Source organism: Micromonospora sagamiensis (genome assembly GCF_014680085.1).
Classification (GTDB): Bacteria; Actinomycetota; Actinomycetes; order Mycobacteriales; family Micromonosporaceae; genus Micromonospora; species Micromonospora inyonensis.
In genome coordinates, this window is the sequence record NZ_AP023438.1 from 4,306,693 (window position 1) to 4,328,862 (window position 22,170).

11 protein-coding genes are annotated in these 22,170 nt (G+C 70.6%); 3 read left to right on the top strand and 8 right to left on the bottom strand.

The window, feature by feature from the left end:
* The first annotated feature begins 328 nt into the window (after window positions 1-328).
* Window positions 329-661 (top strand): DUF6204 family protein, encoded by a 333-nt coding sequence (locus IGA62_RS18935; protein ID WP_145819516.1) that lies wholly within the window; start codon window positions 329-331, stop codon window positions 659-661.
* Between the two features lie 16 nt (window positions 662-677).
* Here IGA62_RS18935 and IGA62_RS18940 read toward each other — a convergent pair whose 3' ends face one another.
* A complete protein-coding gene (locus IGA62_RS18940) occupies window positions 678-1,748 on the bottom strand; it encodes a bifunctional NAD(P)H-dependent oxidoreductase/GNAT family N-acetyltransferase (RefSeq protein WP_145819515.1) in 1,071 nt (356 codons plus the stop codon).
* Between the two features lie 31 nt (window positions 1,749-1,779).
* Between IGA62_RS18940 and IGA62_RS18945 the strand changes: the two genes are divergently transcribed.
* Window positions 1,780-2,241 carry a MarR family winged helix-turn-helix transcriptional regulator gene (locus tag IGA62_RS18945; protein ID WP_145819514.1) on the top strand — a complete coding sequence of 154 codons (462 nt, stop codon included), beginning with the start codon at window positions 1,780-1,782 and terminating at the stop codon, window positions 2,239-2,241.
* A gap of 95 nt (window positions 2,242-2,336) precedes the next feature.
* Here the strand turns inward: IGA62_RS18945 and IGA62_RS18950 are convergent, their stop codons facing one another.
* Window positions 2,337-3,638, bottom strand: coding sequence for a YncE family protein (locus tag IGA62_RS18950; protein ID WP_145819513.1), 1,302 nt, complete (start codon window positions 3,636-3,638; stop codon window positions 2,337-2,339).
* 176 nt (window positions 3,639-3,814) lie between these two features.
* Here IGA62_RS18950 and IGA62_RS18955 point away from each other — a divergent pair, with 176 nt between their 5' ends.
* A complete protein-coding gene (locus tag IGA62_RS18955) occupies window positions 3,815-4,972 on the top strand; it encodes a helix-turn-helix domain-containing protein (RefSeq protein WP_145819512.1) in 1,158 nt (385 codons plus the stop codon).
* A gap of 141 nt (window positions 4,973-5,113) precedes the next feature.
* Here the strand turns inward: IGA62_RS18955 and IGA62_RS18960 are convergent, their stop codons facing one another.
* The 6 genes from IGA62_RS18960 to IGA62_RS18985 all read right to left on the bottom strand — a co-directional run bounded on the left by IGA62_RS18960 (window position 5,114) and on the right by IGA62_RS18985 (window position 22,121).
* The gene (locus IGA62_RS18960) at window positions 5,114-7,792 is read right to left on the bottom strand and encodes a phospholipase D-like domain-containing protein (protein ID WP_145819511.1); all 2,679 of its coding nucleotides are present in this window, start codon (window positions 7,790-7,792) and stop codon (window positions 5,114-5,116) included.
* A complete protein-coding gene (locus IGA62_RS18965) occupies window positions 7,789-9,441 on the bottom strand; it encodes a hypothetical protein (protein ID WP_145819510.1) in 1,653 nt (550 codons plus the stop codon). The genes IGA62_RS18960 and IGA62_RS18965 overlap by 4 nt, the downstream gene beginning before the upstream one ends.
* Complete coding sequence (locus IGA62_RS18970) at window positions 9,434-14,713, bottom strand: AAA domain-containing protein (protein ID WP_145819509.1); 5,280 nt, start codon at window positions 14,711-14,713, stop codon at window positions 9,434-9,436. Before IGA62_RS18970 ends, IGA62_RS18965 begins: the two co-directional genes overlap by 8 nt.
* Window positions 14,714-14,927: 214 nt before the next feature.
* Window positions 14,928-17,195, bottom strand: coding sequence for a DEAD/DEAH box helicase (locus IGA62_RS18975; RefSeq protein ID WP_232624701.1), 2,268 nt, complete (start codon window positions 17,193-17,195; stop codon window positions 14,928-14,930).
* Window positions 17,192-18,847, bottom strand: coding sequence for a serine/threonine-protein kinase (locus IGA62_RS18980; protein ID WP_232624702.1), 1,656 nt, complete (start codon window positions 18,845-18,847; stop codon window positions 17,192-17,194). The genes IGA62_RS18975 and IGA62_RS18980 overlap by 4 nt, the downstream gene beginning before the upstream one ends.
* Window positions 18,848-18,959: 112 nt before the next feature.
* A complete protein-coding gene (locus IGA62_RS18985; RefSeq protein ID WP_232624703.1) occupies window positions 18,960-22,121 on the bottom strand; it encodes a type I restriction endonuclease subunit R in 3,162 nt (1,053 codons plus the stop codon).
* Window positions 22,122-22,170: the final 49 nt, after the last annotated feature.

The following is a 22,170-nucleotide window of genomic DNA, read 5'->3' on the forward strand; positions in this document are numbered from 1 at the left end:
CGCGTCGGTCTGCCGGCGGCCCTGCAGGCTGTGGCCTCCGCACGACCCGAAACTCCTCGATCGGCTGGCTCCAGCACGGCGGTCCGCCCACCGTCCCCGGCCGGTTCCGTCAACCGAAGCCAGTGTCCCAGTCGGATTCCCCTCACGGGGGCAGGGATGTTCGCGGAAAATGCCCCGGCGTTCCGAGGTTCTCCCCGTACGGTCGAACAGCGCTGTACCAGTCCGTCAGCGGCATGGCGACGGTGATCTGCCCGCCGTCCGGTCCTGCCGCACCAGCCCGCCGACCGACGATGTCGTGACGCTCGGCCAGATCCGGAGGCCCCTGCCTATGGCCCGCAAGTCCTACCAGGTCATCGTGCGCGGCAGGTTCGCGCCACTCGACGACGAGCAGCGGGCCGCTCTGCTCGCCAAGGCTGACGAACACGACCTGCTCCGGGCGAAGTTCACCGAGGAAGGCACCGTGACCTACGAGCGGTCCCTGCTCGCGTTCACCTTCCGTTGCGTGGTCCCGGCCACCGAGGAGGACGACGACGCAGTCGTGATCGGCAGGGCGGAAGCGCTCGCCGTGGCCGCCGTCCGGCAGATCGGTGCGGACTACCGCGACCTCAGGTCGGTATCGACCGACCTCGACAACATCAGGATCCGCCGACGGGGACACTGACCCTTTTCACCTCGTATCAATGGCCTCTTCGCACGTCCTTGACAAGGGTGGCGACGTCAGGCGCGGCAGGCGGCACGGACCGGTAGCCCTGACTGTGATAGAGGTCGATGTTCCGGGTGTTCTTCGCGCCGGTCGACAGCAGAATGCGGTGGCACTCCGGGTCGGCGGCGACTTCGGCGGTACGGAGCAGCCACCGGCCCAGTCCCCGGCCCCGCAGGTCGGGCGCGACGGCCAACCGGCCCACGTGCCAGTCGGTCCCGACGCGTCGCGTCCGCACCAGGCCCAGGAGCCGGCCGTCCCGCCAGATGCCCGTGGTGTCCCAGATTTCCAGCCACTCGCGAACCTCGTCCAGCGATTCGTGCAGGGCTGGTATCGCAAGGCTGTCGTTCGCGATGGCCTCGTCCACCCAGCAGCACCGCTGCAGCACGGTGACCTCGGGCGCGTCGTTGGGCGTGAGCTGTCTCGTATACGAGCCCGGTAGGGGACCGGGCAGCGTTCCGGGCCGTACGCGTTCGCGCAGTGGCCGTAGGGCGTGGGCGACCCGGACCAGTTCGTCCAGCAGGCCGACGCCGGCTGCGTCGCGGGCCGGGTCGGGCCGCAGACGCCCGTTCTCGACCGCGTCGGCGATGCGGATCGCGACCGTGGCGCCCAGCGGGACCAGTCGTAGCGTGGTGGTCACCTGCTTGGCGTGCTGGACCGACCGGGTGCCCGCCGAGGTGTGGCCGTAGCTGACAAAGCCGATCGGCTTCCACGCCCACTCGCGACTGAGGTAGTCGAGCGCGTTCTTCAGCGGCGCCGGCATCCCGAAGTTGTACTCCGGTGTGACCGCGACGAACCCGTCGGCCGCGTCGACGATCGCGCTCCACCGGCGTGTGTGTTCGTGCCGGTAGACGCCGGACGACGGATGCTCCTCCTCGTCCAGGAACGGCAGGTTCAGGTCGCCGAGGGCCACCGGTATGAGCTCGACACCGAGTTCGGTGGCGCGAGGGGCGACCGCCTCGATCAGCCACTGCGCGACCGCAGGGCCGAGAGCGCCGGGACGGGTGGTGCATACCAGCACCAGGACACGGGTCAATTTCATTGACATGGAAACGAACCCTAGATGCTAAGTTGATTACATGTCAACGAAGCGGCGGGCTCCGGCTGTGCGCTGGTTGAGCCCGGACGAGGAGCGCGCGTGGCGGGCGTTCCTGCGGGTGGTGGTCGCCGTCCAGCGGGGCACGGCGCGCGACCTTGGCACGGTTGGCCTCTCGGAGCCCGACTACGAGGTGCTCAGCACGCTGTCGGAGCGGCCTGACCACACCAGCACCCTGGGCGAACAGGCCGACAAGATGGGATGGTCGCGTAGTCGACTGTCCCGCCATGCCATGCGGATGGAAGCGCGTGGTCTCCTGCGGCGCGCACCCGATCCGGCCGACGGCCGCGGTTGTCTCCTCGTACTCACCGAGCAGGGTCTGGACGCCCTGGACAACGCCGCGCCGGTCCACGTCGAGTCGGTTCGACACCACTTCGTCGACCGCCTCACGGCGGACGATCTCGCCGCCATCGAACGGATCGCCCGGCGACTCGAAGGACCCTGAGGCACCGGCGGTGCGCGGCTCTCACCGTGGCCCGGTGCGCTCCCCGCCGGGCAGCGGCGGGGAGCGCGGGCCCCGGTGGAACGACGGTTGCCGGGTCAGCCGGCGGGCGGTGGGGTCCAGCCGGTGGGCAGACCCCCGACCCGGACCCGCTGCGGGTGGTCCCCGACGGCGACGCTGGTCACCTTCTGGCCGGTGGCGAAGTTGATCGCGGTGACCCGGTCGGTGTCCGACTCGGAGATCACGCAGTCCTGGCCGTCACCGCTCACCGTCGCCCAGTACGGTTTGCCCGCCGTCACCAGCGGGCCGGGCCGCAGCGTGGCCCGGTCGACGACGGTGGCGTAGTCGTCCATGGTGCCGGCCACGCAGAGCTTCGACCCGTCCGGGCTCATCGACAGACCGTGGTGCCGGGAGTCGTTCACCCAGGTGGTCCGGTCCTCGTTGGTGTTCGGGTTCTTGGGCAGCGTGGCGACCCGGGTGATCGCGTCGGACGCCACGTCGTACTCGAGGACGCCGTTGAAGAACGACACCTGGAAGTAGAGCTTCGTCTCGTCGGGCGTGAAGACCGCCGGGCGGACGGCGTCGGAGAGGTCACTGCGGCCGGCAGCGTCGAGTCGGGGGCGCATGTCGATGGTCCGTACGGTGGCGAAGGTGTTGGCATCGGCGATGGTGATCTTCCGGTCGCCCTTGGTCCAGTCCTGGTCGGGATCGTCGAACGAGGTGGTGACGTCACCGATGGACATGTTCCAGATGTAACGGCCGCCGTCGGTGTAGATGTTCTCGTGCGGCTTGTCCCCGGTCTTGAACGAACCGAGTTCCCGGCCGGTGTTGATGTCGAGCACGTGCACCCGGTTGGACAGGGAGGCCGAGACCGCCACCCTGCTGCCGTCGGGAGAGACCGCCATGTGGTCCGAGCGGTACCCGGAGACCGGGAACCGCCAGCGGACGGCACCGGTGGCCACGTCGATCGAGACCACGTCGGCGAAGCTGGGCCGGGAGGCGACCAGGGCCGTCCCGTCCGGTGTGCTGTACATGTCGTCGACCAGCTGGTCGTGCCCCTCACCTGGCCCTTCCCGGACGCCGAGATAGAAGGCGAGCTTGATCGGGTTCAGGTAGATCTCCCAGAGCCGTTCGGTGATGTCCGGGACGACGTTGATCCGGCCGAGCTTGGCGTAGTCGCCCCGGGCGCGGATGACGTCGACCGTGCCCTCCCAGTTGTTGCCGACGAACATCACCTCCTGGAGGCTGCCGCCGACCGGTCCGGTGGTACCCGCTCGGACGGCGGCACCGGCCGGGCCGGGTGCGACGGCGACGACGAGGGCGAGGGCGGCGGCGGTTGCGCCGTACCAGCGGGGACGGCGACCACGGGCGCGCGGGGGCGGGAGTGCTGCTGCTGTCATGGACCGCTCCTGACCGATGGGTACCCGTGCCGGCGTTCCGCTCGACGCGACACGGTGTTACTTTGCGGTAACGGAAGGAAATCAGTCGAACCTGGACTCTCGGTAGGTGCCGAGGTCCAACACCCGGACGAACCGTTGTGCGCCGGCCACACCGGCCGTCGAGGGGAGCGGGGCTGATGGCGCTGCCGGAGCGGCTGGTGTCCCTCGGGGCGCTGCTGCGCGACATCGCCGCCGACCAGCGGATCGTGGACGAGATGGTCGAGGCGGCGCGGGCCAGCTCGTCCGAGGTCGCCCGACTGCCCTGGGCGGAGAACCGCCGGCACGTGGCGGCCCTGCTCGCGGCCGGACTGGCCTCCTTCGAGCTGCTGGCCGACCCGACCGAACGCGACTTCGTCGAGGTTCGACGGCTGGGCGCCGCCCGGGCCGCGCAGGGTGTGTCGGTGACCGGCCTGCTCCGGGGTGTCCAGGCCGGACGGCGGGTGGTGGTGGAGGCCGCCCTGGACCGGGGCCGGGCGGCCGGCATCCCGGACACCGCGCTCCTGGAGGGGCTGCTCGACCTCGACCGGTACGCGGGCGCGCTGGAACGGGCCCTGGTCGACGGCTACCACGCCGCCGAACGCGAGCTGGCCCGGACCGCGCAGGACGCCCGTAACCGGTTGCTGCGGCGGTTGCTCGTCGACGGGTCGACCGTCGGCTGCCGGGAGGACCTGGTCCGTTTCGGGTTACGGCCGGACGGGCGGTACCACTGCGTGGTCACCGACCTGACCGACCCGGCCCGGATCCGCGCGGCCGAGCGCCGGCTCTCCCGCTGCGGCGGCGTGTTCGGTACGGTCGACGACCGGCTCACCGGCCTCGTCCCGCGTCAGCTGCCGGCGGACGGGTTCGACGCGCCGACCCTCGTGGTGGTGGCACCGCCCCGGCCGCTGGACCAGCTGCCCGCCATGTACACGCTCTGTTCCGCCGCGCTGCGCGTCGCGGCCGGTGCCGGGCTCCAGGGCCGGCACCGGCTGGTCGACCTGGCCGGCGAGACCGCGCTGGCCGCCCAACCGGCTCTGGCCGAACTGCTCAGCACGACCCTGCTGGCGGCCCTCGACCCGGCCGACGTGTTCCACCGACAGTTGGCCTCGACCGCGTTGACCTACCTGGACCACGGGCAGCGGCTGGACCACACGGCGGCCACCCTGCACCTGCACCCCAACACGGTCCGGTACCGGTTGCGCCGGTTGCAGGATCTCGTCGGGATGCCGCCGACGCTGGCCGAGCCGGGCGGACGGTGGCCGGTGCTGGTCACCCTGCGCTGGTGGTGGGCGTTGCGGACCTGGCTGGCCGACTAGTGGTCCACCGACGGTGCCCTGCCTGACTGATCGCGGGCGGGCGTGCCGCCGGAGGACTCGGTGGCAATGGTGTTCTACCGGTGGGGACCGACGACTGACAGCCACGAGACGACGGGCTCCGGCGGGCTGCTGCGGGTGGACCTACGACTCGGCCGCGTCGGTGGGCGGGAACAAGTCGGCCAGCACACCCACGGAGACCGCCAACTGGTCGAGGTCGCCCTTGGTCACGGGCCCGGCGGACTCGATGGTGCGTCGTCCCTGACCGGGCAGGAAGGCGATCGTCTCTCCCGGGTACAGGGAGAGCCGCCAGTCGGCGTCGGCCGCGAAGACCGCGACGCCCTGGCAGCGGCGATAGTGCCGGACAGCGACGACGAGCCGGGGCACGCGCGGGTCGAGCAGGGGATCATCGACACCGCGTACGTCCAGCCGGACCTGGATGTCCGCCGCGCCCCCCGGCGGGGCCTTCAGCCTGAGACCGCCGAGCGCGAGGTCATCGGCGGTACGGTTGCACCAGAGCGCATCGTCGACGAAGGTAGCGGCGTGCAGGATGTCCTGCTCCACCTGCGCCCGGGTGACTCGCCGCCCGACGACCCGGCTGAGATAGCGAGCGGTGTGGTTGGTGGGACCGATCAGGTCGTGGTTGACGGCGGCGACGATGGCCGGCTGGGCGGCCACGATGCGTTTCCGGGCGTGCTGGCCCGGCCGGATCAACAGCCAGCACAGCGCGGCCACGGTCTCGGGCAGGTCGTCCGGCTGCCGTTGGCGGGCGGCTCGGTAGGTGTCCTGGTCGAGTTGGTGGAGCCAACCGTCACCGGCTCCGGTGCCGACGAAGCCGGTCAGCCAGCGCGACCACAGGTCGTCGAGGTCGTCGGCGGTCAGCTCGACCGGCGAGATTTCCTCGGCTTGGTGGAGACGAAGGTTCGCGAGGATGGCCGTGATCACGGCGAAGTTGTCGGCGGGCACCAGGGGGTCGATCCAGGCGAGACGAGGGTCGGTCTGGGCGGCGGCCCAGCGTCGCAGCAGGTTCCGCGCCCGTATCCGTACCCTGGCGGCCAGCTGCCACCGGCGGCGGGTGGACCCCTTCTCGCGGCTGTCCGCCTCGGTGGCCTGATCCAGCAGCCGGGCGAGGAGTTTCCGGCCCAGGTCGGTCGGGGCGGGCTCGCCGGGAGCGCGGGAGCGCAGGAGGTCGAGCAGTTCGAGGACCTGGGCCGAGCCGCCCAGGCCAGTACCGTCCCAACCGGCTCGATAGCGAGCGGCACGCGGATCGCGCGCAAGGCGTTCGCGTTCCAGGCGTGCCCAGAGGTCGTCGTCACCCTGGCCGTCCTCGGTTCCGGCAGCCGCGGTGTCGGATGCGGCGGAGGTGCGCTCGGTGACCTCCATGACGAAGGTCCGGTTCAGCTGGACGAGCGCGCGTACGAGGGGTGAGTCGACGTCGATGTCGGCCAGCTCGGCGGGCCGGTCGGACCTCGACCGGGCGGTGGGTGCGGTCAGCGCGGCGGCGAGTGCCGCGACATCGTCCACCACCACCCGGTTCGACAGGGGACAGCCGTCGGCGTCGACCAGCCGGACGAGCCGCCCGCTCACCGGCCCGACGGTGACGGCGCTGCCGGACGGTTGCGGGACCAGTGCTCGCGGGCTGACCAGGTCGTCGAGCTGCCAGCCCGGCTGGGGAATCGGCTCACTCGTCACCTCGACCGTGCCGTCCGCTGCGACGGTGGCCGAGACCAGCCGTACGGACGGCAGGGTCGACTCCGGGTCGACCCGGAAGGACAGTGCCCCGAGGCGGGTGAGGTCGGCCGGCTCGATCGTCGTGTCCGGCGGCGTGAACCTCGCCCGAACCTCGTCTGCGGCCAGCGAGGTCAGCACCGCCATCTCGACGTTGCCATGGTCGTTGGCGGTGTGCAGCAACCCGGCCCGGGACAGGTTCGCCGATCCGGACAGCAGCCAACCGCGTCCGCCGGTGATCGCACCGACCAGCTTGGCGTGGACGAACTGGTCCGGGGCGTAGTACGCGACCTCGACCGCCGCACCACTCGCGGTCAGCCGCGCAGCGAGCCGGGACCCATCGACCTTGGTCGTACTGGTCAGGAGGACCCGTACGCGCCGAGGCCGCAGACTGGCCAGCAACTGCCCGACGGCTGCCGCGTCCCTGTCGTAGTACGGGGCCGTCAGGATCAGCTCGTCGATGCCGGCAGAGGTTGCCTGCCCGGTCACCCGGTCGACGAACTGCGCGGCTATCGACTGGTCCAGGTTGTGCAGCAGCGGAATCTCCGTCGTGGCCGTCACCGTGACGGCGGGCAGTCGTGCCTCCAGGTCGTGGAAACGGTCGGCGAGTTGCATATCACCCACCAGCCCCGCCACCCGTCGGATCCATCCACGCCACGCGCCGATGGCCGCGTCACCGGCCGGGGTGCCCGAGTGGAAGGTGGTGAAGACTTCCCGACCGGCGCTGAGGCCGTCCACGGATAGGTTTCCGGAGCCGACGAGCAGGGTCGCCCGGGTCCTGGTCACGGCGAGATAGGTCTTGGGGTGGAAACGCTGGCCGCCGGGGCGTACCCCGCGCAGCAGCCACCGTCGGTTCACCGCCGCGACGGTGTCCACCGTGCCGGCGTCGAGCCGGTCCAGGGCCGTGGCGAGACGCCGGTGGTCGGCCAGGACGACGACGTTCAGCGGTGGTTCACCCAGGCGGGGCAGAAGGAACTCGTTGAACAGCGCCAGGTCCACGCTGTAGGTGGTCGCCCACAGCGCGGTGGCCGCACCGGTGAAGAGCTCGACCACCGGTCGGCTGTGCGCTGGTGCCTTCTGCTCCGTGCCGGTCATGCCAGGACCTCGTCGACGAAGGCGGCTCCTCGGGCGGTCAACCCGGTCTGCTCCGGCTCGTCTCCCGTCCACAGGCCGAGATCCCAGGTGAGCCAGGCGAGCGGCGCGTCGCGGATGGCAGCCAGGGGAAACCTACCCATGCCCTTGTCGTAGAAGCGCAACAGCCCTTCCTCCCAGCGGAACCGAAACGTGAACTCCGGCAACTTGGAGTAGGCGATGCGTTCGTGTACCGGCACCACGAAGTGCGACACCAGCCACCACAGTGTCTCCGCGACGGTCGGGCCACGCTCGAGGTGAGCGTCCAGATCGGCCAGCACCTTCCGGAGCGACGGCTGCCACGCCGATCGCATCCCGGCCGCCTGCATCCAGCCGGGGTCGGTGCGTCCGGCCGTACGGCGGTGGAGTTCCAGAAGCAGGACCAACCCGGACGTCGCGCTGTCCAACCGGACGTTGCGCCACCGGAGGTCCTCGAGCGAGGCATCGGCGACGACAACCTCGTTGCCGTCCTCGTCCGGCAGGCCCAGGGCGCCGGTGAGCAACGCTTCGGCGACGTCGGCGGTGGGATGGTCGGCGGCGAGGGCGGGCGGTCCGGTCACCATGTCGGAGACGATCTGCCGGAGTTCCCCCGGCGTGAGGTCGTGTCCCTGCTTTCGGGTGTAGGCCAGCCCATCCCGGCAGAACTGCGACCATACCGAGCAGAGGGCATCCTGCCAGACGTCCTTCGCGACGAGCCCGGCCCACTGGCCCGCCACCGCGGCGTGCGCCTCGCTGCGCGGTGGCGGCGGTGACCACAGCGCTTCCCGGTAGGCCGTGTGGGACCAGGGCACCATCGGGTCACCTGCGACGAGGGCGAGGTAGTGGGCCACGCTTCGACGGCGCTGTACGAGGGGCGCATCCTCGGCGGACAGGTGATCCGAACCGTCGGCCTCGTCGGCAGGGTCACTGCCGAACAGCGCCTCGTGTACGGCCTGCTGCTCGGACACCCGGTCGCGTAGCCGGCACAGGCAGGCCACCTCCGCGTACTCGTCGATCAGCTTCGCCGGCAGACTGTCGTTGGTCCACATCGCCCGCTGGTAGTACCTGGTGTGGCCGACCGACGACCGGAACTCCTCCGCCAACCGCTTCGCCCGATCGGTGTTCCGTAGGACGTCGATCGAGATCGGCTGGTCGCCGAGCATCGTGCCGGCTCGGGCGACCACACCCACCTCCGCCATCGGGGTGCGGTAGTACAACCCGTACCCGCCGAGGTTGCTCTCCACGGATTCTCCGCGCGGGAAGGGGCCGGACTGGCCTGCGAAGGCTCCCAATTTCCGTGCGCCGACCGGGCTGGACCCGCATGCGGCGGGGCACCGCTGCACGGCCAGCCCCAGTTCCCACTCACGCCGCCGGACGAACAGCGACAGCGACCCGGGGTCGGCCGGCATGCGCCGACGCTGGTACTCGTCGAGCAGAAATGCGTGGAACGAGAGGTACCGTGCCCGGCGGGACAGCTCCAGGATCCCCGGCAGCAGGGCCGGCATCAGCCGGTCCTGGGTGGTGGTCTGCAGACCCAGCGGGTCTCGGCCCTCGTTCGGGTACAGCGACCGGGTGATCCACCTGGGAGCGGGTACGTCCGGCTCGTGGAAAGCGGATGGTCCCTGGTCAGCCATCGGTGCCCCGGACCGTCAGCGACATGCGGACCTTCCGTAGACGGTTGGCCACGTTGGGGGTGAGCCGCTTGAGGCCCAGCCGTTCAAGCGCAGCGCGGTACAGGGCCTCCTCCGTCAGGTCGTCACGCGTCCGCTCGATGTCATCGAGCAGCGCCGCCAGTTCGCGGGGTGGCACGTCCTCCAACTCCCGTATTCCCAGTCGTCGCGGACGGACCGGCGGCTGATCGGGAAGTCGGTACGTCTGCGGCTTGACGCCGACCTCACCGAGTGGGTTGTCGGCGATGAGTACGCCTCGACGGACGGCGACGGTGATGGCCGAGTTCAGGGCCTTGGCAATCGTCTTGCCGACCCGCTGTCCCCCGGCCGCCTTGACGAAGGCGGTGTGCAACCTGGCACCGAGCACGGGCCCCTCGACGCCGACGATCAGCCGAAGACCGTCGATGATCTGCTGGTGTGACGACTCCAGGACGGACGGTAGGGCGCCGGAGAACTCCTCGTACTGCTCCAGTGGGACGCCGGAGGGGTGCGTCTTGCCGACGGCGGACGGGTTGCTGTCCGGCTGGTCGGAGTCGTTGCCGACCCGGGGCGCTGGTCCCGGCGTGGGCACGTGGGTCTCCTCAGCCAGGGGCGTCTCCACCGACGGCATCGGCTCTACCGTCGGCTCCGGAGCATGGGGCGGGGCAGAAGTTTCGATCTCCGCCGTTGGCGGTGTCGGGAGCGCCGGGCCTGGCCGTGCCGTGACCTCGTCGGTCGGTGTGGGTGCGACCAGCGTTGGGCGGAGGACCGACCCCGAGGGGTGGATCCCCACCTTCGCCAACGTGTCCCAGAGGTCGTGCAGCACTGCCGACTCGTCGATGTAGAAGGCCGACTCGCGGATCCGGAAGAACCGCCAGCCGCACCGCTCGAGTTCCCGCTGACGAGCCAGGTCGCGCTCGTACGCCTCAGGGCCGTGCCAGGCGTCTCCGTCACACTCGATCGCCAGCCGCGTCTCCGGTCCGATGACGACGAGATCGATCCGGTACTGCTCGACCGGATACTGCGGGAATACGGTGTAGCCGCGGTCGTACAGGCGGTTGTAGACGCGCTGCTCGAAGAGCGAGTCGAAGGGCTCCACCCGACGGTCCTCTGGCACCCGGCCGGCAGAAGTCCCGGGCACTGCGGCGGTGCCAGTCGGTCCCTGGGCCCGACCGGCCACGGCGTAGCAGTAGTCCAGCAGGCGGAATCGCAGGTCCTCCGGGTTGCCCAGATCCGCCAGAGGCACGGAGTGGAAGAGCCACATCTGGTCCTTCGCCCGGGAGGCGGCGACGTTGTAACGCTGTACGTACGCCTCCCCGGTCAGCGCCCGAAGGGTCTGCCCGGGCTCTGGGGCTGCCACCATCGAGAGGAAGACGACATCCCGCTCCGAACCCTGGAAGTCGGCCGAATCACCGCAGCGCAGGTCCCGGCTCGCCCACTCCGCCGCCGGAATCCGTTCGAGCAGCTTCTTCTCGATGGCCTGGGCCTGAGCCTTGCCGAGCAGCGAGATCACCCCGAAGGTGAGCCCCTCGTACCTGGGGTCGACGATGCACTTCTCGATCTGCTCGACGACGGCGTCGGCCTCGCTCGGATTGATCTTGTTGGTCGTGCCGCGGACGTAACCGTCAGGGACGAAGACCGGCCTGACCGGGTCGAGGCGATCGCTGCCGTACTGGCGGACCGGGATGAGCCGGACGCCGTCGGGTTCGTAGGCGATCTGGTTGGAGAAACCGATGATCTCGGGTACGCACCGACGGTGTTCGACCAGCGTCAGCAGCCCCCGGAAGCGCATTTTCGCCTCGTCGAAGAGGCTGCGTTTCGGATCCTGCCAGGAGGCCCGGTACGGGTCGTCGGCCAGGTACTGCTGGGCGAGGTCGCGAAGTTGCTGCTGGTCAACGCCGACGGCACTCGGTGACACCTGCTTGTCGTCCCCGATCACCACGATCTTCGGTGCGAGGTATTGCAGGAACGTCGCCTCGAGCCCGGCCTGGGACGCCTCGTCCACCACGACCACGTCGAACATGTTCGGTGCGATGCGCAACTGTTCGGCAATGCGGTAGACCGGCATGATCCAGACGGGCACAGCCGACCGGCAGCGGTCCATTGCCTGACGGATCTCGGCGCGCTGTTGGGCGGCGTACTTTCCGGTGCCCTTCCCGTGGCGCCGTACCAGGTAGGCGTACTGCTCGAGATTCGCGCGCGCGGTGCCGGTGAGCCGCTCCTCCGCGACGGCGTGTCCCCACGCCCTGGCGGCCGCCAACTTCTCCACCTCGTGACGGATCCGCTCCTCGATCTGGTTGATCTCCGCTTGGAGGGCGTTGACGTCGACGTTCTCCCGCTGACGCAGCCAGGTGGCGGTGGCAGCCCAATCCCAGGCTGTACCGAAGGCCGACAGCCGTCCGTCCCAGACGTCGTCGTGACACGAGTCCTCGACGGCACGTCTGAGTGCTGGCGCAGCGGTGTCGAGACGTCGACCGAGGGCGTTCCGATGCTGAGCGGCGCGACCGACCTCGGCCAGCCGCCCTATCCGCTGGTACGCAGCGTCGTACTCCCGCTCGTCCCGCTGTCGAACGGCCAGCAGCAAACGGTGGACGACGGCCGCCGCGTCGGAGCGCCGGGCGATGTCGGCGACGCTCTCCTCAAGGCCATGAAGGGGGACGTTGGCCTCGGTCGCCGCCTCGCTGGCGTCCACGGCGTCGGTGAGCGCCGCGTACCCACGGACCGCGTCCAGGTCCTGCCAGTCGACGGCGGGAAGATGCCAGGCGACGAACGTCTGTTCTTCAGCTGTGACGGCGTTCGCGTGGTCGAGCACCCGACGGAGCTGTTCGACCTCCGCGATGTGCCAACGCAACCGCTCGTGCACCGTGTCCTCGACGGGGATACGCAGGTCGCGCGGCCAGGCCCGATCCAGGGCGTCCAGTTTCCGGACGGCGTCGGCCCAGGTGACGAAGAGTCGCAACGCCTCGGCAGTGGTGGGTGGCAGCCCGTCGACCCGGACCCGGGTGAAGAGTTCCTGGGCCTGCTTGACCACCCTGGCGGTGAAGGGGCCGACCTTCGGTGTGCCGTCCGCTCCCACCTTGAGTCGGTGACCGGCCTCGAGGTACCGGACGAGTTCCGACGCCTGCGTGATGAGCGGCGCGTGACCGTCGCCGGTGACGACCACGTCGACGAGGGGATCGAGATCCTGGACGACTGCCTCGACCTTGGCGATCAACGAGGAGACGTGGGTGGCGCGGCCCTGCCAGATGCCGGCTCTACCGGTATGGACGTCGGCCAGGGCGGTCGCCATCCACGCCTCAGGGCGCCGGGCCAGGGTTCCTGCCGTCTCGGCGAGTCGGAGGAGCCGGCGACGGAGTTCCCTACGGTCTTCCCGCTTCAACCGGCTGACCGGCCCGAAGGCGGGGTGGGATCGGGCGGGCGCGTGTCGTTCTTCGGCGGCGACCGCCTCCCGCTCCTTGGCCACCAGGTCGGCGAAGATCTTCGGCTCAGGTAGAGCCTGGAGGTCGGGTAGGGCCTGGTGCGTCTCGGGTTCGTCCGCCACGAGCGTTCTGTCGCGGAGGTATCCCAGCCACTGGAGGATCTCGGCCGGGTCGAGCGGCGACTGCCCTTCGGCGGGAACACTGACGTGCTCCGTCAACCACTCGTGTGCCTCGGCCTGGGTCTGGTGTTGCGTCGCCACGGTGGCCAGGGTGCCGTGGTAGCCGCTCCGGTGATGCTCCCGCACCTCCTGCCCCCGGACGTCGACGAGCCGCTGGTGAATCTCGGAACGGCGACGGCGGAGGCGGTCGATGCTCTGGTAGCAGGCCGCCACCGTGGCGTCGGTTCGGCGTCGGTCCCGTTCCGCCGCTGCGGCGGCGATCCGCTCCACCGCCACCTTCAGTTCGGACATGTCCTCTCGGGAACTGCCCACGACCGACACGGACAGCGGCCGGATCGCGGCGGGCAGCTTGTCGCGGACCTCCTTGAGCGCGCGGTCCGTGTGCGCCGTGACCAGCACCCGTTTCCCCTGCGCCAACAGGTGTGCCAGGAGCGCTGCGGCGGTGTGCGTCTTCCCGGTACCCGGGGGTCCCTGGACGAGCGTCTGCGCGCGGGTGTCGACCTGGCGGATGATGCGTAGCTGCACGTCGTTGACGGGAAGAGGAAGGAAGGGATCGTCGTCGACGGTGACCACCGCACCATCGGTGCGCTCGGCGGTCACCGCCGGTGCGTGGTCCGGGTCGATCAATGGAAGCAGACCGTCGGGTACCTCACCGGCCAGCGCGATCTGCTCGACGAGGTTCTGGTAGATCTCCACCAGACCCTGTTGGGAACGGCGACGCAGCAAGAGGGCCGGAGCGAAGGTGGCCACCGCGTCGACGGACGGCGCCGATGCCCGGTCGACGTCCCGGTACTCGCCGTCGGCATCGAGGATGTGCACCAGGCGTCGGACGATCGATCCCACCTCGTCGCGGTGCAACGGGTGAGCCTCGTACGCCTGCGCCGTGCTCTTCACCTCCGGGAGCAGCGGAGATCCGGTCAGCGAGGGTCCCAGCATGTCCAGCTCGATCTTGACGCCATCCGCCGGATCCCGCTGGGCGACCGTCAGTCGGCCGCTGTTCTCGTCGAGGCTGACGACCACCGGGGCGGTGAGCAGGTGCCGTCTGACCGGGGGGTGCCCGTCCGGCCGCCAGCTCAGGCAGCCAGCACCGAGGACCAGCTCGTACTCCTCCGGATTCCCGGTCGCCACCGTGTACGCCTTGAACAACTGTCCGTAGAGGTCGCGTACCGGGCGGTCGCGTTGCTCCTGCTCGGCCCACGTCTCCCACCCGACGAGCCAGCCGTCGTATGCCTCGGTCACCTCCGGGTGGTCGTCGAGGGCGAGCGAGCGCGATGGGACGGGCGCGTCCGGGTCGTCGTCGGCGGTGGCCTCCTCGAGTAGGGTGATGCCGGTCCGCAGCACGGGGGGGCGACGTGGGTCGTCCAGCGGTCCGTTCAACCACCGTGCGAGCAGTTCCCCGACATCGGGGGGAGCGGCACGGGCGACCCGGCCGATGGAGAGAATCGGGCTTTCCGGCTCCGGGTCGCCGGCGCGGTGGGCCGTCGCCACGGCCGGGTGGTGAGGCAGGTCCGCGAGCCACAGCACCGTCGGGTACGAGTCGACGGTCTGCGGCGGCCGGTCCCTGAGCTGCTGGGCGTGGGCGAGGTACCGGAAGAGCCGCTTGGCGCGGTCCACCAGGTCCTTGTGGGTGGCGTCCCGGGCAGGGCCCAGCTCGCTCATCAGTGTCTCCTCGCCTTCCTGATCCGTCCTATGTGGAGGACCGGCCCAGCGTACGACCGGGTTCGGAAGAATGCTCCTGTCTCATGCCTTGAACTGTCGTATCGGGCCTTTCGGGTGGGTGCCCGGTGGCTGTTTTCCGGATGACGCCCGAGGTGATCGGGGGGAGCGCTCACGCCAACCACCAGACCCGCGTCGGCTGGACGGCGGCTCGGCGTCATCGCCGGTCAGACCGCCGCCCGTCGATGCCGAGCCGCTGGCGTTCGACCATGATGATCCGCTGGTCGATTGGTATCGCCGAGTCGTGGAGCAGGGACTGGTCGATGTATCGGCTGTCGGTGGCCAGCGGGTGGGCCGCCTTGGCCACGCTCTCTTTCGCGTAGGCCCTGATCAACGCCGTCTTGTGCCCCAGGATCTCCAGGAGACGCTGGTCGACGGTGTCCTTCGCGAGCAGACGGTGGACCCGTACGCGTCGGGTCTGGCCCATCCGGTGGCACCGCGCGATGGCCTGTTCCTCGGCCGTCGGTGTCAGCTGGGGCTCGGTGAGCACCACGACCGACGCGGCCGGTACGTTCAGGCCCACCCCTCCCACCTGGATCTGACTGATCAGGACGGCATGGCCCTCGGCGGCGGAGAACTCGTCGACGAGTTGTTGCCGGGCAGCCGGCGGGACCTTCCCGGTGAGCAGGAACCTCGGTGACCGGTCGAGGGATTGGTGCACCCGGTCGAGGGTTTCCAGGAAGTACGAGAAGATGAGCACCTTCCCACCATTGTCGGCGGACTCCTGGACGATCTCCCGCAGTCGATCCAGCTTCGCCGACCGGACGGGACCGTCCGGCACCACGGTCGCCCGGCGCATGCCGGGGAAGTTGCGCGTCTCCACCGCCCGCCGGTACGTCTCGGCTTCGGCGCGCTCCATCTCCACCCAGTCCTCTACCTCGATGAGCTCTGGAAGCTCGGTGAGGACGTCCTTCTGGTTGCGACGCAGGTACACGTCGGCGACCTTGCGCCGGAAGGCGGGGGCCCCGGCCAGTCCGTCCGTGACCGTGATGCTCGCGGCGAGGGACGGGTTCAGGTATCCGATCAACTGCCGGAACTCGTCGACGCGGTTGATCATGGGCGTGCCGGTCAGGAAGACCACGCGTGGCGCGACCGCGATCCAGGCAGCGACGGCCTGGGAACGAAGGGCTCTGGGGTTCTTGACGTACTGCGCCTCGTCGACGACCACGAGGCCCGGCCTCAGGTCGGCGGGCAGGGCAAGCCGACTCAGGGTCTCGTACGTGGTGACACCCACGCCCCCGGAGGAGTACCAGTGCGCGATGGCCTGGTCCCGTTCCGGTCCGTGCAGCCGATGGGCGGTCAGCGTGCTGTGCAGCGCGACCTCACCCAGCCAGTTGACCACGACACTCGCCGGGCAGATGACGAGGAAGTGCCGCTCGCCATTGGCGGCGAGGTGGGCGCAGACCGCGATGGCCTCGATGGTCTTGCCCAGTCCCATCTCGTCACCGAGGATGCAGCGCCGCTGCGCGAGCGCGTACCGGGCGCCGAAGGCCTGGTAGCCGCGGAGGGTGACGCGTAGCCGCGACTGGTCCAGGACGATCTGGTCGGCCCGGTCCTGGACGGGCCGGGGCAGGTACCCATGGGCCGGAGCATCGTCCGTGGTCGGACCACCCACCTGCGCCAGCAGCGTGTGGTATGCCGCCGCGTGCCGGACGTAGTCGGCCCACAGTTCACGGTGGTCGACCGTCGCCGCGTCAGCGATGGCACGCTCGACGTTGGTGAGGAGTTCGCCCGCTGCCTGTGCCCGCGAATCGGTGAGCAGTCGCTGCACGTCGCCGACAGCCGCCCGGGCGGTCGCCTTCGCGTCGGCCCCGGCCAGCAGTTGTGCCCACCATCGGGTCGCGGGTTCCGCGCGTCGCAGCGCATCGGTGAGGTCGGCCAGTAGCGGGCCGACGATGCTCCGGTTGTCTCTCATCAGCCGGTTCAGCGCGTGTAGCACCCGTAACGCGCGGAGAAGCGGCTCCAGCGCCGCCGGCCGCCGGTCGGCGTCGAGCCGTACGACGGTGTCCTGGTCGACGTGCCGGTACAGGTTCGTGGCCGCCTGCCGCATGGCCGCCGCCGTCCGCTCGCCGACACCCGGTAGCCGCAGGAGGTCGGCCGGCGACGCATTCAGGACGCTCAGGACGTCGCGGTAGCCGGCTCGTTCCACGCTGGGGACGAGCCGGAGGCCCTGCACGGCAGCGGACCGAAGTTCCTGGAGCGGCATCGTCCGCAACCGCTCGACGACCAGGGCCTGATGCGCCTGCCGGTACTGCCTCGCCGCCTCCTGCCCCGCGCCGGCCCGCAGCGGCTCCAGGGCGCCCAGCCGTTCGGCGAGTCGTCGCCCGCGCCGGCAGCACTCACGCGCGGCCCGGCGATCGAACCGGGCCGGGGTGCGGCTGTCAGTCTTCGGTCCCGTCGTCCCACGTCCTCCGAACAGCCTCATCCACTCCTTCTGGTCACCGGACCACCCGTCTGGTGTGAGCGGGCTGACCCGTCGTCGAACCTCGCGGGCGGTTGTCTCTCCCCGGAGAACCGCAGTCGGGTCAGGAGGTCGCCGACCTCCTGGCTCTCCTCGTGGTCCGGCCCGTAGACCACACCGAGGTCCTCGTACAGCGACACGAACTCGGCCTTCGCCGCCTCGACGTCCCCTTCGGCGAGCAGGAGCAGGCCGATGTCGCGGCGCAGTTCCAGAGCGGTCGTGGAGACGTCGCCCTCGGCAGCCCGTACGTGGGTGAGGACCTGGCGGAACTGACGCAGCGCCGTGGTGACCTGACCCAGTCCGGCCCGGCAGTGAGCGGCCTGTCGGAGGCAGGCCATCGCCGCGTCGCCGGTCGGCCCCTGGGTCCGCGCGAACGCCGAGGCGAGCGTGTCGAACTCCGGCAGCGCGGTGCGGAAGTCACCGCCGACGACGAGGATCGCCGCCCGGCGTTGCCGGAGCGCGAGGACGCGCGGGTGTTCCGTGCCGAGCACCGTGGCGACGCGTTCGACCACCTCGTGCAGGGCCGCGGCGGCTTGGCCGTACCGCTCCTCGGCGAGCAGGTCGTTCGAGTGCGCCAACGCGACGTTGATGACGTCGCGCAGGCCGGTACCGGGGGCGGCGTCCGGCGGCCGGGTGTCGACGGCGGCTCCGGGGGCGGACCGGGCCGGGGGGTCGACGCGGGGCCGGGGCGAGTTGGGCCGGCGGTACAGCGCCGTCGGGTCCGGCATCCCGGTGTTGGGCGGGTGCGCGGCCGGCGGCGCGGCACCGGGCAGCGGCAGGTACGGCAGCAGCCGTTCGTACACCTCGTACGCGTCGGCGGGCCGCTGCTCGGGGACCTTGGCGGTCAGGTCGAGCACCAGCCGTTCCACCGCCTCCGGCACGTCCGGCCGGAGCGTGCGCAGCGGCGTCGGCTCGTCGTGGACGTGCTGCCGCATGAGCGCGAACTCGTGGGGGCCGTCGAAGAGCGGCCGGCCGGCGAGCAGTTCGTGCAGCACGCAGCCGAGCGCGTACAGGTCGCTCTGCGGCACGACCTGGCCGCCCTGGACCTGCTCGGGCGGCATGTAGCGGTGGGTGCCGACGGCCTGGCCGGTGGCGGTCAGCCGGGTGACGTCGGTACGCAGGACGGCCGCGATCCCGAAGTCGAGCACCTTGACCGTGCCGGTGTCGGTGACCAGGACGTTGTCCGGCTTGAGGTCGCGGTGCACGACGGGGATCGCGTGCGCGTGGGAGAGTACCGCGCAGATCTGGGCGGCGATCGCGGCGGCCCAGGTGACCGGGATCGGCCGGGCCGGGTCGACGTACGCCCGCAGGGAGGTGCCGCGTACGTACTCCATCACCAGGTACACCCGGTCGTACGACTGGTCGAGCACCGCGTCGTACACCTGCGGGACGCCGTGGTGCTGGATGCGCGCGGTGATCCGGGCCTCGCGGCGGAACCGCCGGGCGAACTCCTCGGCCTCGTCGGCGGAGGAGATCACGTCGGTGCGGATCAGCTTGACGGCGACCTCACGGTCGAGCACCGCGTCGTAGCCGCGCCAGACCTGTCCCATCCCGCCGGGGCCGATCGGCTCGACCAGCTCGTACCGGCCGGCGATCGGGTCCTGCCGCGCTGCCACCTCGACTCCTCGCGTCCGTCCGATGTGGACGAGTGTGCCCGCCGCGAGTGGCTCTCGTCCATCGCCGCCGCCGTCGTCCACCGGCGGCGTGGAGGCGGCGTTCAGGCGACGTTCAGGCGGCGTCGTCGACCACGCCCTCCTGTTCCCGGATGATCCGCCACGCGGCGCTGCGGGCACTGCGGTTGAGCGAGCTGCGGAAGTCCCGGTCCGGGCCGAAGTACCGGCGGCTCAGGTCGGCGACGGAGTCGAAGTGGTCGAGCATCTTCTCCTCGAACACCGGCTCGAAGACGTACCCGAAGTTCTCCTCGTCGTTGACCACCGCGGCGGCGCGCACCTTCGGGTCGGCCATCGCCTCGTCGAGCGGCTTGACCACGTCCTCGTCGGTGAAGCTGGTGCCGTACCGGGCGTTGAACTTGGCGACCAGCTCCGACAGCAGCGACTTCTCCGGCTCCCTCGGGTGGGCCGACCCGTCGCCGAAGCCCTTCATCTCGGCCGCGCCCGCCGGGCCCAGGCTGACGTCGTGCTCGCCGGTCTTCTGCACCCGCAGGTGACTGAGGTCGACCTCGCCGATGTCGACGCCACCGTGACCGCGCCGGGGCAGTTTGACGAGCAGGTGCCGGCCGTAGAGGTAGAGCCGTTCCAGCTCGGCGTCGGTGTAGGGCACGATCTGGGCGAGGAAACCGTACTTGCGGACGTAGTCGGTGAGGTCGGACCGGAACGTCTCGGCGGTCTCCCGGTCCTCGTCGTCCTCGCCGTGCAGCAGCGCCGCGAAGCGCGCCACAGCAGGGGAGAGGTGCCGGTACAGCTCGGCGTGCAGCCGCTCCCAGGCCACCGTGTCCCCGGCGGCCTGCTCCTCGGCCGCCAGGTACGCCGCCACGAACTCCTGCATCTCCGCCTCGACCAGCAGCGGCGGGGCCATCACCCGGCTCTGCGCGGTGTAGAGCAGGTTCGGGTCCGACGGCAGCGTCTCGGCCTCCTCGAAGTACGGCCGGAACGCCTCCCTGGTCTCCTCGGCCTCGTTGACGAAGTCCAGCACCGCCAGGTCGGCCTGGCTCTTGCGTTCGGCGGTCCGGTTGAGCCGGGACAGGGTCTGCACGGCCGAGATACCGGCGAGCTTCTTGTTGACGTACATGGTGGTGAGCAGCGGCTCGTCGAATCCGGTCTGGTACTTCTCGGCGACCACCAGGATCCGGTACTCGCGCTGCCCGGCGGCGGTGCCGGCGCGGGCGCTGCGGTCGTCGGCCCGGGTGTAGCCGAACGCCTTCGGCAGCGCCGACTCGGCCAGCCCGCCGTTCTCCCTGACCTCGGTGACCTCCTCGCCGTCGTAGGTGAGGGTGCCGGAGAACGCCACCAGCACCCCGTAGTCCGGGTAGCCCCGGTCGGCGAGGTAGCTCTTGATCGTGCGGGACATCTGCACCGCGCTCTGCCGGGACGAGGTGACCACCATCGCCTTGGCCCGGCCGCCGAGCCGACCGGCGGTGTGCGCCCGGAAGTGCTCCACGATGATCTGCGCGTGCTGGGCCACCGTGGAGTCGTGGGTGAGCGCGTACCGGGCGAGTTCCTTGTTGGCCTTGGCCGAGTCGACCTCGCGTTCGTCCGGGTTGGCGTTGACCAGCTTCCAGTACGTGTCGTACGTGACGTAGCTGCGCAGCGGGTCGAGGATGAAGCCCTCCTCGATCGCCTGCCGCATCGAGTACGTGTGGAACGGGTGGTACTTCCCGTCGTCGCCGAGCGTGCCGAACAGCTCCAGCGTCTTGGCCTTCGGCGTGGCGGTGAACGCGAAGTAGGACAGGTTGCGGGCGCGTTGCCGCAGCCGGGCGCTCGCCGTCAACTTCTCCTCGGTGGTACGCGGCGCGGCGGCGCTGGTCGCGCCCGTGTCGTCGGAGTCGGCGTCGAGGCCGAGGTCCCGCAGCACCTGCCGTACCGTGACGGCCGCCTCGCCGGTCTGCGACGAGTGCGCCTCGTCCAGCACCACCGCGAACCGGCTGCCCCGGATCTCGGTGGGGTTCTCCTTCAGGTAGTCGACCAGGGCCGGGAAGGTGTGCAGGGTGACCGTGACGATCTTGCCGCTCTCCCGGGAGAGCGCCCGCGCGAGCTGCTCCGACTTCGCGCCGTGCCGCTCGTCGATCTTCACGACCAGGCCGGCGGTCTGCTCGAAGCTGCCGACGGTCTCCCGGAGCTGGCCGTCGAGGTTCCGCCGGTCGGTGATGATGACGACCTTGTCGAAGACCGGGACGCCGGGCGGCACGCCAGGGGCGAGCGCCGCCGGGTCGTGGTGGGTGTGCAGGGACGACAGCCGGTGGGCGAGCCAGGCGATGGTGTTGGACTTGCCGGAGCCGGCCGAGGCCATCACCAGGTAGTGGTGCCCGACCCCGTGCCGGGCGGCGTGCGCGGTGAGCTGCCGCACCGCGTGCCACTGGTGGTAGCGCGGAAAGATCACAGTCTTCCGGGTGCGCCCGTCCGGGCCCTTCTCCTGCCGCAGGTGGACGAAGCGTTCCAGCAGGTCGAGCCAGTTGTCCCGCTGCCAGATCTCGTCCCACAGGAAGGAGGTGGGGTATTTGCCGGGCTCGGTGGCCGGCGGGTTGCCCTGACCGCCGGGGCGCCCCGGCCCGGCGCTGCCGGTGTTGAACGGCAGGAAGCGGGTCTTCTCACCCCGGAGTTGGGTGGTGACGAAGACCAGCTCCGGGTCGACGGCGAAGTTCGCCACCACCCGGCGCGCGAAGATCAGCTCCGTCGGGTCGCGCTGGGTCCGGTACTGCTCCTTGGCGTGTTCGACGCCGGAGCCGGTGAGCGGGTTCTTCAGTTCGGCGGTGGCGACCGGGATGCCGTTGACGAAGAGCGTCAGGTCGAGCCGGTTGCCCCGGTCGGCCTGCTTGGTCGCGTACGCCAGCTCGCGGACCACGGTCAGGCGGTTGGCCCGGTAGTCGGCGAGGATCGCGTCCGACTCCACGTACGACGGCCGGAAGTACGCGAGCCGGATGCGTACCCCGTGGTCCTTGACGCCCTTGCGGAGCACGTCGAGCAGCCCGTCCGTGGCGATCGCCTGGTCGAGGCGCTTGGCGAAGCCGCGCTGCGCCTCGTCGGGGTCGCCCCCGTAGTAGGCGACCAGGTCCGCCCACTCCTGCGCCTGAGTCGCGCCGACGAACTCGAAGAGCTGCGCGGTGTCGAGGCCGAGTTCGGGCCGGTAGTCGGCCGGGTGACCGGCCGTCCAGCCGTTGCGCAGCAGCGCGGCGACGATCGCGTCCCCGAACACCGACTCGTGATGCACCGCCACGTCGCCTCCCCCACGGTGGACCCGGGTGCCCGACCCGGATCCATGCTGG

What these genes read in the sequence shown, in the direction of transcription:
- IGA62_RS18940 (WP_145819515.1), bottom strand. Translation starts at nt 1,748, where the DNA reads ATGTCAATGAAATTGACCCGTGTCCTGGTGCTGGTATGCACCACCCGT.
- IGA62_RS18960 (WP_145819511.1), bottom strand. Translation starts at nt 7,792, where the DNA reads ATGACCGGCACGGAGCAGAAGGCACCAGCGCACAGCCGACCGGTGGTC.
- IGA62_RS18970 (WP_145819509.1), bottom strand. Translation starts at nt 14,713, where the DNA reads ATGAGCGAGCTGGGCCCTGCCCGGGACGCCACCCACAAGGACCTGGTG.
- IGA62_RS18950 (WP_145819513.1), bottom strand. Translation starts at nt 3,638, where the DNA reads ATGACAGCAGCAGCACTCCCGCCCCCGCGCGCCCGTGGTCGCCGTCCC.
- IGA62_RS18935 (WP_145819516.1), top strand. Translation starts at nt 329, where the DNA reads ATGGCCCGCAAGTCCTACCAGGTCATCGTGCGCGGCAGGTTCGCGCCA.
- IGA62_RS18945 (WP_145819514.1), top strand. Translation starts at nt 1,780, where the DNA reads ATGTCAACGAAGCGGCGGGCTCCGGCTGTGCGCTGGTTGAGCCCGGAC.
- IGA62_RS18975 (WP_232624701.1), bottom strand. Translation starts at nt 17,195, where the DNA reads ATGAGGCTGTTCGGAGGACGTGGGACGACGGGACCGAAGACTGACAGC.
- IGA62_RS18955 (WP_145819512.1), top strand. Translation starts at nt 3,815, where the DNA reads ATGGCGCTGCCGGAGCGGCTGGTGTCCCTCGGGGCGCTGCTGCGCGAC.
- IGA62_RS18965 (WP_145819510.1), bottom strand. Translation starts at nt 9,441, where the DNA reads ATGGCTGACCAGGGACCATCCGCTTTCCACGAGCCGGACGTACCCGCT.